Below are 15907 nucleotides of genomic sequence, written 5' to 3'. Positions count from 1 at the left end.
GGCAACTCCGCACAGCGTGCCCGTCGAGCCGGCAACACCCGTTCACATGCCCATCACGCGCCGGCGTTCAGTGCCGGTGGTGCCGCAGACCATGCGTCCGCGGCGCCCGACCAGCCTCCGCCGGGGCGAATCCCCGCCCCTGAGGCAATAACCCCATTGCACGCGCCTGCCCTAGGAGGGATGCGCTAAGTGGAATGGATTCTTCTCCTCGCCGGTTTTGCCCTGATCCTTGGGACCGGCTTCTTTGTAGCGGTCGAGTTTTCCCTGGTTGCCCTGGACCAGGCAAGCGTCCAGCGCGCTGTCGACAACGGCGACCACGCTGCGGCCCCACTGCTGAAGTGCCTCAAATCGCTCTCCACCCAGCTTTCCAGTTGCCAGCTTGGCATCACGTTGACCACGTTGTTGACTGGTTTCGTCATGGAGCCCTCTGTTGGTCAGTTGCTCCTCGGGCCGCTCGGCTTGCTGGGCCTGCCAAGCGAGGCAGTGCACTCCATTGCACTGATCGTGGCCATGGCCTTCGCTACGCTCTTGTCGATGCTTCTCGGCGAACTGGTCCCCAAGAACATGGCCATCGCCCTCGCCTTCCCCTTGGGAAAGCGTCTTGCCCGCCCCCAACTGATGTTCACTGCCGTCTTCAAGCCGGCCATCGTGGTGCTGAACGGCTTCTCCAACAAGGTCCTGAACCTGTTCGGCCTGGAGGCCAAGGAAGAGATCTCGGGGGCACGGACCCCCGCTGAGCTGGCCTCCTTGGTACGCCGATCCGCAGAGCTTGGCACCTTGGATGCGGGGACAGCGAATTTCGTTGCCCGTACTTTGAACTTCTCCGGGCGGACGGCGGCTGATGTCATGACGCCCAGGATCCGCATGGAGACAATCGACGCCGACCAGACGGTGGCCGATATCCTGGACGCTGCACGGCGTACCGGGTATTCGCGCTTTCCGATCATTGGCGATTCCACGGACGATATCCGCGGAGTGGTGCATGTCAAGAAGGCCGTGGCTGTTCCCGCCGAGCGTCGTGCCAAACTCCAGGCCGGCGCCATCATGACCGATGTCCTGCAGGTCCCGGAGACCATCCACCTTGACGCCCTCTTGGCTGAACTGCGCGAAGGCAACCTTCAACTCGCCGTCGTGCTTGACGAATACGGCGGCACTGCGGGCATAGCTACGCTCGAGGACCTGGTTGAAGAGATCGTCGGAGAGGTTGCGGACGAGCACGACAAAGTCCGCCCCGGAGTGCTGCAGAGCGCTACCGGCGACTGGTATTTCCCGGGCTTGCTCCGGCCGGACGAAGTCTCGGAACAGATTCCGAACCTCACCGTTCCCGACGAATCCGCCTATGAAACCGTGGGCGGTTACGTCATGAGCCAGCTTGGCCGGATTGCAAAGGTGGGGGACCTCGTGGAGACGCCGGGCGGCACGCTGACCGTCACCAGGATGGATGGCCGCAGGATCGACAGGATCTGCTTCCACCACGTTGCCCAGGATGATGGTCAGTCCGACGCCGGAAACACCCACCACGAGGCAGGTGCCCGATGAGTGACTGGGTAGGAATCGTCTGGCTTGTCATTCTCCTGATCGGCAATGCCTTCTTTGTCGGTGCCGAATTCGCCGTCATGTCCGCGCGTCGCAGCCAGATAGAGCCCCTGGCTGAAGCCGGCTCCAAACGTGCGCAGACAACTCTGCGTGCCATGGAGAACGTGTCGCTGATGCTGGCCTGTGCCCAACTGGGCATCACCGTCTGCTCGCTGCTGATCCTTCAGGTAGCCGAGCCGGCCATCCACCATTTGCTGGCCGAGCCTCTTGAGCTGGTTGGCGTCCCTGTTGAGTTGGCCGACATCACCGCCTTCGTGATTGCGCTGCTGTTTGTCACCTTCCTCCATGTCACCTTTGGCGAGATGGTCCCCAAGAACATCTCTGTGTCGGTGGCGGACAAGGCGGCCCTTTTGCTGGCGCCGCCGTTGATGTTCATTGCCCGCGTGGTCAACCCCGTCATTTGGAGCCTGAACTGGTTGGCGAACCACATCCTGAGGTTGATGAAAATCGAGCCGAAGGATGAAGTGTCGTCCTCCTTCACCCTTGAGGAAGTGCAGTCGATCGTCCAGGAGTCCACGAGGCATGGCCTTGTGGACGACGAGACCGGATTGTTGAGCGGCGCATTGGAGTTCTCGGAGCACACGGCTTCGCACATCATGGTTCCCTTGGACAAGCTGGTGGTGCTCAAGACGGCGTCCTCGCCGGTGGATCTGGAGAAGGCGGTCAGCCGCACGGGATTCTCCCGCTTCCCGATGGTGGACGACGACGGCGAACTCGCCGGTTACCTCCACGTCAAGGACATCCTGTCCATCCCGGAGGAAGGCCGCAAGCACCCGATTGCCGAAGGACGAATCCGTTCGCTGGCCAACTTGTCCCCTGACGATGAGATTGAGCAGGCGATGTCTGTCATGCAGCGGACGGGTTCACACCTGGCCCGCGTTGTTGGAGCCGGGGGTGAGACCCATGGTGTCTTGTTCCTCGAGGACGTCATCGAGCAATTGGTGGGTGAAATCCGCGACGCGACGCAAGCGACGGGTATCCGGCGCTATGGCGGCCAGCAGGCCTAGCGTGCGCCTAACGTAACCGACGAAAAGGCGGGCACTGATCATTCAGATCGGCGCCCGCCTTTTTCGCTAAATAGGAATCATTCCCAATTAGGGTTACACTGGGACCTGCCAGTAATTGTGTTTGATTCTCATTTTGAGTAGATCCGAGGTCTTCGTGCGTCGTTACGCCGCCCGCCTGTCCGTAGCCGCTACAGCAGGAATTGCCGCCCTCCTGCTGTCCTCATGTGCTGGAACCGCCGGGGCAAACAGTCCTTCGTCTTCCGGGGCCATCGAGGTGGTTACCTCCACCAACGTCTACGGCGACATCGTGAAGGCGATCGGCGGAGACAAGGTGGATGTCAAGGCCATCATCACCAAGACCAGCCAGGATCCGCATTCCTACGAGGCCAGTGCCCAGGACAAACTGGTGATCTCCAAGGCAAAGCTGGTGGTCGAAAACGGCGGCGGCTACGACGAGTTCCTGCACAAGATCGCCGACGACACCAAGATCGGCCACGAGAACATGATCAGCGCCGTCGAGGTTTCCGGTTTGGCTCCGGAAGGGGAAGCCCACAGCGACGAGGCCCATTCCGAAGATGGCCACACGCACGACCACGGCGACTTCAATGAGCACGTTTGGTACAACCTGGACACCATGGGCAAGCTCGCCGATGCCGTGGCCGGCAAGCTCGGCAGCCTCGACGCCGGCTCAGCCTCAACATTCACAGGCAACGCCGCTGCCTTCAAAGCCAAGCTCGCGGAACTGACAGCCAAACTGGACGCCGTGAAGTCCACGGAAGCGCAGGCTCCCGTAGCCATCACCGAGCCCGTCCCGCTGTACCTCCTGGAAGCAGCGGGCCTGGAGAACAAAACGCCCGAGGCCTACAGCGCCGCCGTTGAAGAAGGGACGGACGTTCCCCCTGCCGTGATGAAGGAAACCACCGACCTCCTCAGCGCAGGTTCAGTCCGCTTCCTGGCATACAACGAGCAGACTGCCGGCCCACAGACAGAGGCCGTGAAGCGGGCTGCCGAAGCTGCCCGGGTGCCGGTCCTGAACTTCACCGAAACGCTGCCCGAGGGCAAGGACTACATCCAGTGGATGACCGATAACGTGGACTCCGTTTCGTCCGCCCTCAAGAAGTAGGCATTCCCACCAACGCAATGCGGTGAAGGGCCCCGTCGCCGTCCTAAGATGTTCAGGATGGCTGGGGCCTTTTCCCTGCCACCAGCCGCTCCCTGAACTTCCGTGTCCGGATGCCCGCAGGGACGGCCCAACAACTGCGTTCGCTGCAACGTATGGATCGAGGACAACTTTTGACACCCGTAGTGAGCCTCCGTGGAGCCAGCCTGCAATTCGGCAAGAGGACACTCTGGCGGGACCTCGACCTCGACATCAACCCCGGTGAGTTCTTTGCGGTCCTGGGGCCGAACGGCAGCGGCAAAACCAGTTTCCTGAAAGTCCTGCTCGGATTGCAGGAGCTGCACTCGGGGACTGTCTCGCTGGGCGGCCACCCCGTGGAACGCGGAAGCAAAAGGATCGGTTACATACCCCAGCAAAAATCGTTTGCGCCGGATACCCCCATGCGGGCTCGCGACCTGGTTGGCCTGGGCATCGACGGACACCGGTGGGGGATCCGCTTGTCGGGCGGAAAGGTCAACCAGCGGATCGACGAACTGCTGGAGTTGGTGGGGGCCTCGGACTACGCAAAAGTGCCGGTTGGCCAGCTTTCCGGTGGTGAGCAGCAGCGGCTCAGGGTAGCCCAAGCGTTGGCCACCGAACCGCAGGTCCTGCTCTGTGACGAGCCGCTCCTGTCCCTGGATCTCCATCACCAACAGGGCGTCAGCTCCTTGATCAACGAGCAGTGCCATGAACGAAACAGCGCCGTTGTTTTTGTCACGCACGAAATCAATCCCGTGATCGACTACGTGGACCGGGTCCTCTATCTGGCCGGTGGGCAGTTCAGGGTGGGAACTCCGCAGGAAGTCATGACCACGGAGGTCTTGTCCGAACTGTACGACAGCCATGTGGAGGTCATCCACACCAACGGGAGGATCGTCGTCGTCGGTCTTCCCGACGCCACCACGCACTTCCATGACGATGCCCACGCGACTGCCGGGGAGGAGCTCTAAGTGGACCTGGCCAACATTCTGCAGACCATTTTCAACTTCGAGAACTACGGCGAACTGCTGGTGCTCGTCCAGAACTCGCTGTGGGCCGGCGCGGTGCTTGGACTGCTCGGCGGGCTCGTTGGCACTTTCGTGATGAAACGGGACCTGGCGTTCGCCGTCCACGGCATCTCCGAGTTGTCCTTCGCAGGCGCCGCCTTCGCGCTGTTGATCGGGGCGGATATCATTTTCGGTTCCCTGATCGGGTCGGTGGCCGCAGCGGTGCTGCTGGGCTTCATGGGTGTCAGGGCACGCGACAAGAACTCGATCATTGGCGTCATCATGCCCTTTGGGCTCGGTCTGGGAATCCTGTTCCTGGCGCTCTACGAAGGCCGCGCTGCTAACAAATTCGGCCTGTTGACCGGCCAGATCGTCTCCGTGGACACCGTGCAGCTGCAGGCGCTGGCAGGAACCGCGGTAGTGGTGATGATTGCCTTGGTGGCCATCTGGCGTCCCTTGAGTTTCGCCAGTGTGGACCCCGAAATGGCAGAAGCCCGTGGTGTTCCCGTGCGCGGCCTGGCGATCGGCTTCATGGTGCTGCTGGGCGTCAGTGTGGCCCTGTCCATCCAGATTGTCGGTGCACTGCTGGTGCTCGCCTTGCTGATTACGCCGGCAGCTGCGGCGTTGCGGGTGACAACCTCGCCCAGGCTGGTAGTGGTCTTGAGCGTGGTCTTCGCCCTGACCGCAACGGTGGGAGGGATCCTTCTTGCCTTGGGCAGCCGAATTCCCATCAGCCCGTATGTAACGACGCTGTCATTCCTGATCTACGTGGTGTGCCGGGTTATCGGTCGGCTGCGGAGCAACCGTGGCTTGAACGGCCGGGTGACACGGGACCAGCCGGCCCGGGCCCTCTAGAGCTTCCCGGCAGCTTTTTTGGCGGTGCATTCAGCACACAGGCCAAAGATCTCCACCGTGTGCGCCACTTCGGTGAAGCCGTGTTCAGAGGCCGTGCGTGCAGCCCAGGTCTCGACGGCGGGTGCCTCCACTTCTACTGCCTTGCCACAGTTCCGGCACAGCAGGTGGTGGTGGTGGCCAGTGACAGCACAGCGACGGTAAACAGCTTCGCCCTCGCCGTTGCGGAGCACATCGATGAGGCCGTCATCGGCCAGCGACTGGAGAATGCGGTAAGCCGTGGCCAGGGAAACTGAAATGCCCTTGTTCTGCAGCAAGCGGTACAACTCCTGGGTGCTGACGAAGTCGTCCAATTCGTCCAAGGCGGCGCTGACTGCCAAGCGCTGCTTGGTGACCCGCTGCTCCTTGACGCCGCTGGTGGCTGGCGTGGTGGGGCCGGTCGTGGCGGAATTGGTGCCGTGTGGCATGGAAAGGCTCACTTCCGTGGGGATGCTGGCAAACTTTGATTTTACCAGTAGGGGGAACCTTGGAAACTCCCAGCGGGCGCCCATAGGCTGTCCCCATGAAGCTCATCAAGTACACCCACGCCTGCGTCCGTTTGGAGAAGGAAGGAAAAGTCCTGGTGATCGATCCCGGGGCTTTTTCCGAGTCGGAAGAAGCGTTGAACGGTGCGCATGCCGTGCTTGTCACCCACGAGCACAATGACCACATCGACCAGCCGGCCGTCCTAGCGGCCCTGCGCCAGGACCCGAAGCTTCAGATTCATGCACCGGCTGGAGTTGCAGCGGCCTTGAAGGAAAACGGCGACGTCGCCGGGCAGGTGCACTCCGTTGAACCGGGCTCGGCGTTCGACGCTGCCGGTTTCAGCATCCGGACGTTCGGAGGCCAGCACGCCGTGATCCACCCGCAGATTCCCGTGGTGGCCAATATCGGGTATCTGGTGGATGACAATGTGTTCCACCCTGGCGACTCATTCGTGGTGCCGGACGGGATAAGTGTCCAAACGCTCCTTGTCCCCATTAACGCTCCGTGGTCGAAGGTGGGAGAGGTAGTGGACTTCGTTATCTCCGTGCGTGCACCAAAAGCCTTCCCGGTGCACGACGGCTTGCTCAATGAGCTGGGTCGGGGCGTCGTCGAAGGGCACGTGACACGGATCGGCGCCCGCTATGGCACCACCTATTCCAAGCTCGCCCCCAGGGACTCCGTGGAGGTTTAGCCCGTCCACACTCCGGTGTCGTGGAACCGGTCCAGCACGTCCTCGTGGGGGGCCGGATCCAGGCCGTGTGCCGCCAGCCACCCGGCGTCGTAGTAGCTGCCCTCATAACGGTCGCCGCCGTCGCACATGAGCGAAACAATGCTGCCCTTTTTGCCCTCGGCCACCATCTGCGCCACCAGTTGCCAGACACCCCACAGGTTTGTGCCCGTCGAGGGCCCTGCATGGAGTCCTGTCAGCTTGCGGAGGTGGCGCATGGCGGCAACGGATGCGGCGTCGGGCACCTGGATCATGTGGTCGATCACTGCCGGAACGAAACTCGGTTCGGAGCGGGGCCGGCCAATGCCCTCGATGCGGGAGGGCAGCCCGGATGCTGCCGCGGCGTTGCCATCCCGCCAGGCGGGGTAGAAGGCTGAGTTTTCCGGGTCCACGACTGCCAGGCGAGTGTTGTACCGGTTGTAGCGAAGGTACCGGCCTATGGTTGCGCTGGTGCCTCCGGTCCCGGCTCCCACCACGATCCATTCGGGCACCGAGTGCTCTTCGAGGGCGAGTTGTTCGAAGATGGATTCCGCGATGTTGTTGTTGCCGCGCCAGTCCGTTGCCCGCTCTGCATAGGTGAACTGGTCCATGTAGTGCCCGCCGGATGTCCGGGCGGTTTCTTCGGCAACGGCGTAGACCTCCGATGCATGGTCCACAAGCAAGCATGAGCCGCCAAAGTTTTCAATGAGGGCGATCTTCTCCGGGCTGGTGGTCTTGGTCATGACAGCGATGAACGGCAACCCGATCAACCGGGCAAAGTAGGCCTCCGAGACGGCCGTGCTGCCGCTGGAAGCTTCCACGATAGTGGTGCCCTCAGTGATCCAACCGTTGACAAGTCCGTAGAGGAACAGGGACCTCGCCAATCGGTGCTTCAGGCTCCCTGACCTGTGGGTGGACTCGTCTTTCAGGTACAGCTCCACACCCCAGTGCAGGGGGAGGGGGACCGCGTAGAGATGTGTGTCCGCCGAACGGTTGTTTTCGGCCTCGATGGTGCGGATGGCCTCATTGGCCCAGGTCCTGTCCTGAATACACGAATTGCTCACCGGATAAGCCTAGGCTGGAAACGTGGTTCCGGCAGCAAAGGGGCCAGCACCCCGGATGAAGGAGAACCCATGGCCACCCTGATCAGTGTCCCTGAATTGCACCAGCGCCTCGAAGTTGGCCGGCGGACAGTACTGCTGGACGTTCGGTGGGTCCTTGGCCGGACCGACGGACATGAACAATATTTGGCCGGGCACCTGCCCGGGGCGGTGTACGTGGATCTTCCGACGAAGCTTGCAGACCACGCCCGACCGGAGCTCGGCCGCCACCCCCTGCCTTCGCTCGAGCGCTTCCAGGCCGCTGCCCGCCAGTGGGGGATTAACGACGGCGACACCATCGTGGCGTACGACGACAGCGGCTGCATGGCCGCCGCACGGGCCTGGTGGATGCTGCGGAACGCAGGCGTTGAGTCGGTCTACCTGCTCGACGGCGGCCTGGCCGCCTGGCGTGCCGCTGGTTACCGGCTCGAGGCAGGCGAGGTGTCCACCGGCGTCGGCAATGTTTCTCTGGGGGATGGCCAGATGCCGTCCATCACCGAGCAGGAGGCGGCGCAGTGGAGCCGCGGGGGAGTGTTGTTGGATGCCCGGGCCGGGGAACGATACAGGGGCGAGATGGAACCAATTGATCCCAGGGCCGGGCATATCCCAGGTGCAGTGAGCGCCCCGACAACGGAGAACATCTCCCCGGCGGGCACCTTCCTTCCCGTCGGCCAGCTGCGGCGCCGTTTCGAGGCATTGGACCTGGACACGTCCGCCAAGGTTGCGGTCTATTGCGGCTCCGGGGTGACCGCCTCGCACGAAATTGCCGCACTGGAGATCGCCGGCTACAGTGCGGCGCTGTTCCCGGGCTCGTTCTCGCAATGGTCGAACAACCCAGCCAATGACGTCGCTGTGGGAAACGCTCCCTTCGAAGACGGCGCTCCTTTCGAAGACGGCGCTCCTTTCGAAGACAGCGCTGTTGCCCCAAGTAGCATGAGCCGCGTCGACGGGAGTAGCGTCGAAGCATGAATCCTGGACGACCTGTGCCCCCACCCCTCGCAAAAACCATCTCCTTGGACACCTCCGGCTTTGAGCCTTCCGCCGGGCTGCTGGCTGCTGCATATGGAGCCACGTCGCCGGAAAGCGGACTGGTGCCTTTGACTGTGGCCCGCCGTGAGCCGGGTGGGGACGACGTGGAAATTGCGATCGAATTCTGCGGCCTGTGCCACTCGGACGTGCACGCGACACGGGGCGAGTGGCGGGTTCCTCCGTATCCGCTTGTCCCCGGCCACGAGATTGTTGGCCACGTGACACGGGTGGGACCCGCTGTGGAGGACTTCTCTGTCGGTGACCGGGTGGGCGTTGGTTGCATGGTGGATTCGTGCCGGGAATGCGACAGCTGCCTCGAGGGCCTGGAGCAGTACTGCGAGCGTGGCAACGTGGGCACTTACGGCGCCGCCGATCCCCGCCACGCAGACGCCATCACCCAAGGCGGATACTCGACGTCGGTGGTGGTGGACAAGCGCTTCGTGCTCCGTGTGCCCGAGTCCTTGGACGCGGCCGCCGCAGCCCCTTTGCTGTGCGCCGGGATCACAACGTACTCGCCCCTGAGGTACTTCGACGTTGAAGAAGGCGATTCCGTAGGCGTGGTTGGCCTGGGCGGACTGGGCCACATGGCTGTCAAAATTGCCAAGGCCATGGGAGCCGAAGTTACGGTCTTCACTACTTCCACGTCCAAGTTTGATGCCGCCCGCGAACTCGGAGCCGACCACGTGGTGCTGTCCAAGGACGCCGAAGCGATGGAGGCAGCCAACCGCAGCATCGATGTCATCATCGATACCGTTGCCGCTCCGCACGACCTCAACCCGTACTTCCGTACGCTCCGTCTGGACGGCGCGCTGTTCCAGCTGGGTCTTCCCGCAGACGACATGCCTCCCGTCAGTCCGGGCCTTCTCATCCGGCGTCGCCTTGCCTACGCGGGGTCACTGATCGGTGGCATCGAGGAAACGCAGGAAATGTTGGATTTCTGTGCCGAACACGGAGTTGTCAGTGACATCGAACTTGTCGGAGCAGAACAGCTCAACGAGGCCTATGACCGCATGGTGGCCGGCGACGTGAAGTACCGTTTTGTGCTGGACACCGCAACGCTCCAGGAACCAGCCGAAAGGGCAGACGCATGAGCACACTCTTCACCAGGATCATCAACGGGGAGATCCCCGGCCGCTTCGTCTGGAAGGACGATGAAGTAGTGGCGTTCCTGACCATTGCCCCGATTACCCAAGGCCACGTGCTGGTGGTCCCGCGTGAGGAAGTCGACTCCTGGACCCACGCCACTACGGAGTTGCTGGGCAAGGTCATGAATGTTGCCCAAGACATTGGAAAGGTGCAGGAAAGCCTCTTCGACGCCAAGCGCGTTGGTGTGCTGATGGAGGGCTTCGAGGTTGACCACCTGCATGTCCATGTATGGCCCGCGTATTCCACCGCGGATTTTGAGATCCATAATGTCGACCACAACCCGGATCCCGCGGTCATGGATGCGACGGCCGTGAAGCTCCGAGCGGCGCTCCGGACGGCAGGGCATGGGGACGCTGTCCCTGAAGACTGATGGGCAACGTTTTAGATCCTGCTGACTTAACCCGGCGGTGCTGTTTAGGCGCCGCCGGGTTTTCCATATCCTGGCCGGCTATGCCGGGGCCAGGGCCTGGTTCAGCACGGTGCGGATGCGTTTCTCGGAAACTGAATAGGCCGTCCCGAGTTCCACCGCGAAGAGACTGACCCGCAGTTCCTCGATCATCCAGCGCACCCGGGTTAACTCCGCACCGGCCCGTCGTCCCGGGAGCAAAGCGGACACGGCGTCGTCGTAGTCGTCCTCCAATGCCTGCACTATTGCCATGTTGAGGCTGTCCCGCTGCACGTTGCCGGGCAGCTTTTCCAGTCGCTTCTCCATGGCCTGCAGGTACCTTGGCAACTGGCTGAGCTGGGCGTAGCCCGTTTGTGCCACAAAACCCGGGAAGACCAATTGCTCCAACTGGCTCTTGATGTCATTGAGCGCACTGATCAGCGGCAGGCTGGCGTTGGACTTCAGCGCTTTCTGGATGCGCCGCGTACTGGCCAGGATACGTTCAACGACGGCTGTCACCGTGAAGACGGTATCTATCAGTTCCGCCCTGACTACTTCATAAAGGGCATCGAAGGACTGCTGGTCCCACGGCAATTCCTGGGGAACAAGTTTGTCGATGGCCGCCAGCGCGCAGTCAGCGATGAGGGCACTGACCGAACCGTGGGGGTTCTGGCTGAAGGTCAGTTTTTCGGTGTTGCTCAGGTGTTCCAGCACGTAGCGGTCCGGGGATGGAATACGCAGGGCCAACAGCCGTATGACGCCGCTTCGCATGGCGACTTCCTGTTCGGCCCGGGTCTGGAACACCCGCAGTGCCACGGATTTGCCCTCGTCCACCAGTGCGGGAAAGCCAGTGACCGCGTGGCCCTTGACTGTCCGGCTGACCTGGCGTTCCACAGTGCCAAAGTCCCACGCGGTGATTCCGGTACGTTCGGCCACCGACCCCACGCCCGAGGTGGAGGCGGTGGCTGTCGGCGTCGCTTGGCTGCCCGGAGCCCCGGTTCCATTGCCCCCCTTGGCACGTGTCGTCGTCGCCGGCGTGGCGCCGAGTGATTCGGCGATGGCGCGGCGTGTGGCCGGGGCCAGCTTTTCCTGGAGCTCGGCAAGGTCCTTGCCTTCGTCCAGCACCTTGCCCTTGCTGTCCACCACTTTGAAGCTGACCCGCAAGTGGGGCGGAACGGCATCCCAGTTCCAGGAGCCCGGCGGAATAATGTGCCCACGAAGCCGGCGCAGGACAAGCTCCAAGGAAGGCTCCAGCTCGTCCACAGCGGGATCGAAGTCAGCTTCCAGCGCGGCGGTGGCCTGCCTGGCGACATCCGGTGCGGGCACGAAGTTCTTACGCACCTGTTTGGGCAGCGACTTGATGAGGGCGGTGACCAGCTCCACCCGTTGGCCCGGGATCTGCCAGCGGAACGGGGCGTCGTCCAGCTGGTTCAGGAACAGCACCGGAACCTCAGCGGTCACGCCATCGGAGGGGTTGGGAGCAGACCCGGGTGCCACCGGGTGGAATTCGTAGCTCAGGGGCAGTTCGAAGCCCTTATGAAGCCACGTCTTCGGGTACGCGGAGTCGTCAAGGGCCTCGGCCTCTTCGCTCATCAGCAGCGATTGGTCGAAGTCCAGCAGGTGGGGGTCCGAGTGGCGGGCATCCTTCCACCACTTGTCGAAGTGCCGCTCGGAGACAACGTCCTTGCCCACCCGTGCGTCATAGAACTCGAACAGGGTCTGGTCGTCCACCAGGATGTCTCGCCGCCGCATGCGGGTTTCGAGTTCTTCGATCTCCTGCAGCAGGGCCCTGTTGCGATGGAAGAACTTGTGGTGGGTTTTCCACTCGCCCTCCACCAGCGCGTGGCGGATGAACAGCTCACGGGACAGCTCGGGATCGATGCGCCCGTAATTGATCCGGCGGTTGGGAATGATGGGCACGCCATAGAGCGTGACCTTCTCATGGGCCATGACAGCGCCCTGGCGGGATGACCAGTGCGGCTCACTGTAGGAGCGCTTCACCAAATCCGGGGCTACTTGCTCGGCCCAGAGGGGATCGAACTTGGCGGCAACCCGTGCCCACAGCCTGCTGGTCTCCACCAACTCCGCGGCCATGACGAAAGTGGGCGACTTCTTGAACAGCGCCGAACCAGGGAAGATCGCGAAACGGCTTCCACGGGCGCCGGCATATTCACGCTTGCGCTCATCGAGCAGGCCAATGTGGCTCAGCAGCCCGGACAGCAAGCTGATGTGGATGCCTTCATAGTTGCCCACGGGATCGGCAACCCGATTGTTGTCCAAAGCGATGCCCAAGGGCTTGGCCAGTTGCCGGAGCTGGGTGAACAGGTCCTGCCACTCGCGCACGCGCAGGTAGTTGATGAACTCATTGCGGCACAGCCTGCGGAATTGCGTGGAGGACAGCTCGCGCTGCTTCTCCTGGATGTAGTTCCAGAGGTTGAGGAAACCGGTGAAGTCAGAGATCTCGTCGCGGAAACGTGCATGCTTTTCCGAGGCAAGCTGCTGCTTGTCGGTCGGCCTTTCCCGGGGGTCCTGGATGGTCAGGGCCGCGGCGAGGATCATGACTTCGCGGACGCATCCGCGTTTGCCTGCCTCCACGATCATCCTGCCGAGTCGGGGATCGACGGGAAGCTGGGCAAGTTTCTGTCCGACGGCGGTCAGGCCACCGCCGCTGCGGCCGTTGCCGCGGGCGTCGGGGGACTTCGGCGCGCTCAAGGCGCCGAGTTCGCGCAGGAGCGTCACGCCGTCGTTGATGGCCCGGGTCTCCGGAGGTTCCACAAACGGGAAGTTCTCCACATCCTTGGGCCCGCGGGCAACTCCCATGGCGGTCATCTGCAGGATGACCGCGGCGAGGTTTGTCCGGAGGATTTCAGGATCGGTGAACTGCGGGCGTGAGTCGAAGTCCTCTTCCGAGTACAATCGGATCGCGATGCCCTCGGACACGCGGCCGCAACGTCCTGAACGCTGGTTGGCCGATGCCTGCGAAACGCGCTCGATGGGCAGGCGCTGGACCTTGGTCCGGTGCGAATAGCGCGAGATGCGGGCTGTGCCGGTGTCGATCACATACTTGATGCCCGGAACAGTGAGTGAGGTCTCCGCTACGTTGGTGGCCAGGATGATGCGCCGCTTCCCTCCGGGGTTAAAGACGCGGTGCTGCTCCTGGAGGCTCAATCGGGCAAAGAGGGGAAGGACTTCGGTGCCCGCAAGGCGCCGGTTGCCTTGGATACGGCCGTTGATGGCCTCGGCGGCGTCACGGATTTCGCGCTCGCCGGAGAAGAAAATGAGGATGTCGCCCGGCGCTTCCTTGGCGAGCTCGTCCACGGCATCGCAGACGGCGTCGAGGGGATCGCGGTCCTCCTCAAGTTCGTCGTCGGAGGTATCATCGTCCGCGTTCGCGGGTTGTGAAAGCGGGCGGTAACGAATTTCCACTGGGTACGTCCGGCCGGAGACCTCGATGATGGGCGCAGGCTCATCGTCGCTGCCGAAATGCCTGGCGAAGCGCTGGGGGTCGATGGTCGCGGAGGTAATGATGATCTTCAGGTCCGGACGCTGCGGCAGGATGCGCTTGAGATAGCCCAGGATGAAGTCGATGTTGAGGCTTCGCTCGTGGGCCTCGTCAATGATGATGGTGCTGTATTTCCTGAGCAATTTGTCCCGCTGGATTTCCGCGAGCAGGATGCCGTCCGTCATCAGCTTGATCTTGGTGGACGCGCTGACCTCGCCGGTGAAGCGGACTTGGAAGCCCACCTCCTGGCCAATCTCCACATCGAGTTCAGAGGCGATGCGTTCGGCCACCGTGCGCGCTGCAAGGCGGCGCGGCTGGGTATGCCCGATCAGTCCCTTGTCTCCAAGGCCAAGTTCGAGGCACATTTTCGGGATCTGGGTGGTCTTGCCGGAGCCGGTCTCCCCGGCGATGATGGTCACCTGGTTTGCGGCAATGGCTGCCATCAGATCCTCGCGGCGCTCGGATACGGGCAGCTCTGCGGGGTAGGAAATATGAAGTGTCATGGCTGCTGCCAGTCTACTGTGGCTGGGGTTCGACGTCCGCAGGCCCTGTTGCCGGACTCGCAGGAGGACCGGCGGCGGCGTTGAGCCGGTGTGAAAGGTGCCGTGCGAACGATCTGAATTCCTCCGGCTCGAGGATGTCGAAGTCCAGGTCCAGCGCAGCCAGGTAGGCTGCCGGGGCTGCCAGGTTGTCCCAGCCGGATCGCAGCAATGTCGCTGCCGGTCCGTCGGCGGTCAACGTCACGTACTGCGAACTGACGACGGCGGCTGCCTCGGCGAGCGGGGCACGGAGCCGCACAACGACGTCGTACCTGTAGGGCGAACGGGTTATGGACTGCTGGACGTACGCTGCCAGATCCTCTGCGGGCAACGGCCGGGGCGTAAATTTCCTGCGTTCGCTCGGCAAGGAAGCAAGCCTGTCGGCCCTGAACGTCCGCCAGTCCTCACGATCGAGGTCATAGGCGACCAGGTACCAGCGGCGGCCGGTGTCCACCAGCCTGTACGGTTCCACCAGCCGGCGTGAGGCCTCGCCGTCGGACTTGACGTACTCGAAGGAAATCTGGCGCCGGTCCGATATTGCGGCCGAGACCACGGTCAGTTGTTGGGGATCGACGCTGGCGGCGTTGCTGGGAAGCGTCGTGACAGCAGCCTTGAGCATGGCGAACCTGGGGCGGAGGCGGGAGGGGAGAACCTGCTCCACTTTGGCCAGGGCGCGGACGGATGCTTCGCCGATTCCCGCAACTGGCCCGGCGGCCACCGAGTTCAGCCCCAAGGCAACTGCCAGGGCTTCGTTGTCGTCCAGGAGCAGCGGCGGCAATTGCGCGCCCGCGCCCAGTTGGTAACCGCCGGCAATCCCGGGGGAGGCGTGGATGGGATATCCCAGGTGCCGCAGCTTGTGAATGTCCCGGCGCACCGTCCGCTCGGTTACTCCCATGCGGTCCGCGAGGGCCGGCCCGGTCCATTCCCGGCGCATCTGCAACAGGGACAACAGTTGCAGGAGCCGGGCCGAGGTTTGAATCATGCATGTGAATCTAGCCCATGGGCCACTCCGGGGAGACCGGCGCATGGAAGGGCGCCCGTCGGTTCGGGGATTCCTGCAGTAACCCCTGAACCAGCGGACGCCGGTTGGATGTGGCGCGCAAACCTGGCAGTCAGCCGGCATGCCCTAGTAGATGCGTGGGTTCCAGTAAGGACCGCTGGGTGCTTCGAACGCGCTCCAAGGTTCTTTCGAAGTGACGGGCGGGTTGTGGCCACGCCCATCCTTCAACAGTGCTGAGATAGTAGCTGCGACGGCGGTGATGAGGACCAAGAAGAGGATGATTCCGAAGATTTCCATGTCTCTAGATTGCTCCCCGGCCAGCGCAAGAAACAGTGGCAGAAATGCCCCATTTAGACAATTTTCTGCCACACTGGA

General features: G+C 62.7%; 14 protein-coding genes. 9 read left to right on the top strand and 5 right to left on the bottom strand.

All coding sequences use genetic code 11. The features are described 5' to 3' along the window. The first annotated feature begins 189 nt into the window (after positions 1-189). From PJL15_RS10530 to PJL15_RS10510, 5 genes are all read left to right on the top strand, one after another. The gene (locus tag PJL15_RS10530; RefSeq protein ID WP_281451095.1) at positions 190-1539 is read left to right on the top strand and encodes a hemolysin family protein; all 1350 of its coding nucleotides are present in this window, start codon (positions 190-192) and stop codon (positions 1537-1539) included. Beyond that, complete coding sequence (locus tag PJL15_RS10525; protein WP_281451094.1) at positions 1536-2603, top strand: hemolysin family protein; 1068 nt, start codon at positions 1536-1538, stop codon at positions 2601-2603. Before PJL15_RS10530 ends, PJL15_RS10525 begins: the two co-directional genes overlap by 4 nt. Positions 2604-2724: 121 nt before the next feature. Beyond that, complete coding sequence (locus PJL15_RS10520) at positions 2725-3726, top strand: metal ABC transporter solute-binding protein, Zn/Mn family (protein WP_281451093.1); 1002 nt, start codon at positions 2725-2727, stop codon at positions 3724-3726. A 152-nt stretch (positions 3727-3878) separates the two neighbouring features. Next, a complete protein-coding gene (locus tag PJL15_RS10515) occupies positions 3879-4712 on the top strand; it encodes a metal ABC transporter ATP-binding protein (protein WP_281451092.1) in 834 nt (277 codons plus the stop codon). Next, positions 4713-5603, top strand: coding sequence for a metal ABC transporter permease (locus tag PJL15_RS10510; RefSeq protein ID WP_281451091.1), 891 nt, complete (start codon positions 4713-4715; stop codon positions 5601-5603). Here the strand turns inward: PJL15_RS10510 and PJL15_RS10505 are convergent. Continuing rightward, positions 5600-6067, bottom strand: coding sequence for a Fur family transcriptional regulator (locus PJL15_RS10505; RefSeq protein WP_281451186.1), 468 nt, complete (start codon positions 6065-6067; stop codon positions 5600-5602). The genes PJL15_RS10510 and PJL15_RS10505 overlap by 4 nt on opposite strands. A 95-nt stretch (positions 6068-6162) precedes the next feature. Between PJL15_RS10505 and PJL15_RS10500 the strand changes: the two genes are divergently transcribed. After that, positions 6163-6816: an MBL fold metallo-hydrolase gene (locus PJL15_RS10500; RefSeq protein ID WP_281451090.1), complete on the top strand. Its 654-nt coding sequence runs from the start codon at positions 6163-6165 to the stop codon at positions 6814-6816. Here the strand turns inward: PJL15_RS10500 and PJL15_RS10495 are convergent. Then, positions 6813-7895 carry a PLP-dependent cysteine synthase family protein gene (locus tag PJL15_RS10495; RefSeq protein WP_281451089.1) on the bottom strand — a complete coding sequence of 361 codons (1083 nt, stop codon included), beginning with the start codon at positions 7893-7895 and terminating at the stop codon, positions 6813-6815. The two genes, PJL15_RS10500 and PJL15_RS10495, sit on opposite strands and share 4 nt — an antisense overlap. A gap of 69 nt (positions 7896-7964) precedes the next feature. Between PJL15_RS10495 and PJL15_RS10490 the strand changes: the two genes are divergently transcribed. The 3 genes from PJL15_RS10490 to PJL15_RS10480 are packed head-to-tail and all read left to right on the top strand — an operon-like array spanning position 7965 to position 10476. Further along, positions 7965-8900: a sulfurtransferase gene (locus tag PJL15_RS10490; RefSeq protein WP_281451088.1), complete on the top strand. Its 936-nt coding sequence runs from the start codon at positions 7965-7967 to the stop codon at positions 8898-8900. Further along, positions 8897-10051, top strand: a complete 1155-nt coding sequence (locus tag PJL15_RS10485; protein ID WP_281451087.1) for an NAD(P)-dependent alcohol dehydrogenase — start codon at positions 8897-8899, stop codon at positions 10049-10051. The genes PJL15_RS10490 and PJL15_RS10485 overlap by 4 nt, the downstream gene beginning before the upstream one ends. Then, on the top strand, positions 10048-10476 hold the full coding sequence (locus tag PJL15_RS10480) for an HIT family protein (protein ID WP_281451086.1): 429 nt from the start codon (positions 10048-10050) through the stop codon (positions 10474-10476). The genes PJL15_RS10485 and PJL15_RS10480 overlap by 4 nt, the downstream gene beginning before the upstream one ends. Before the next feature lie 78 nt (positions 10477-10554). Here PJL15_RS10480 and hrpA read toward each other — a convergent pair whose 3' ends face one another. The 3 genes from hrpA to PJL15_RS10465 form a co-directional block, all read right to left on the bottom strand. Further along, entirely contained in the window at positions 10555-14496 is a 3942-nt protein-coding gene (gene hrpA / locus PJL15_RS10475) for an ATP-dependent RNA helicase HrpA (RefSeq protein ID WP_281451085.1), read from the bottom strand. 13 nt (positions 14497-14509) lie between these two features. After that, positions 14510-15514, bottom strand: coding sequence for a helix-turn-helix transcriptional regulator (locus PJL15_RS10470; protein WP_281451084.1), 1005 nt, complete (start codon positions 15512-15514; stop codon positions 14510-14512). A gap of 144 nt (positions 15515-15658) precedes the next feature. Next, the gene (locus tag PJL15_RS10465) at positions 15659-15829 is read right to left on the bottom strand and encodes a hypothetical protein (RefSeq protein ID WP_281451083.1); all 171 of its coding nucleotides are present in this window, start codon (positions 15827-15829) and stop codon (positions 15659-15661) included. Between the last annotated feature and the right edge of the window lie 78 nt (positions 15830-15907).

Origin of the sequence: Paenarthrobacter nitroguajacolicus (assembly GCF_029952445.1) — a bacterium.
In the GTDB taxonomy this organism is placed as follows: Bacteria; Actinomycetota; Actinomycetes; order Actinomycetales; family Micrococcaceae; genus Arthrobacter; species Arthrobacter nitroguajacolicus_B.
This window is presented reverse-complemented; position numbering and strand designations above follow the sequence as displayed.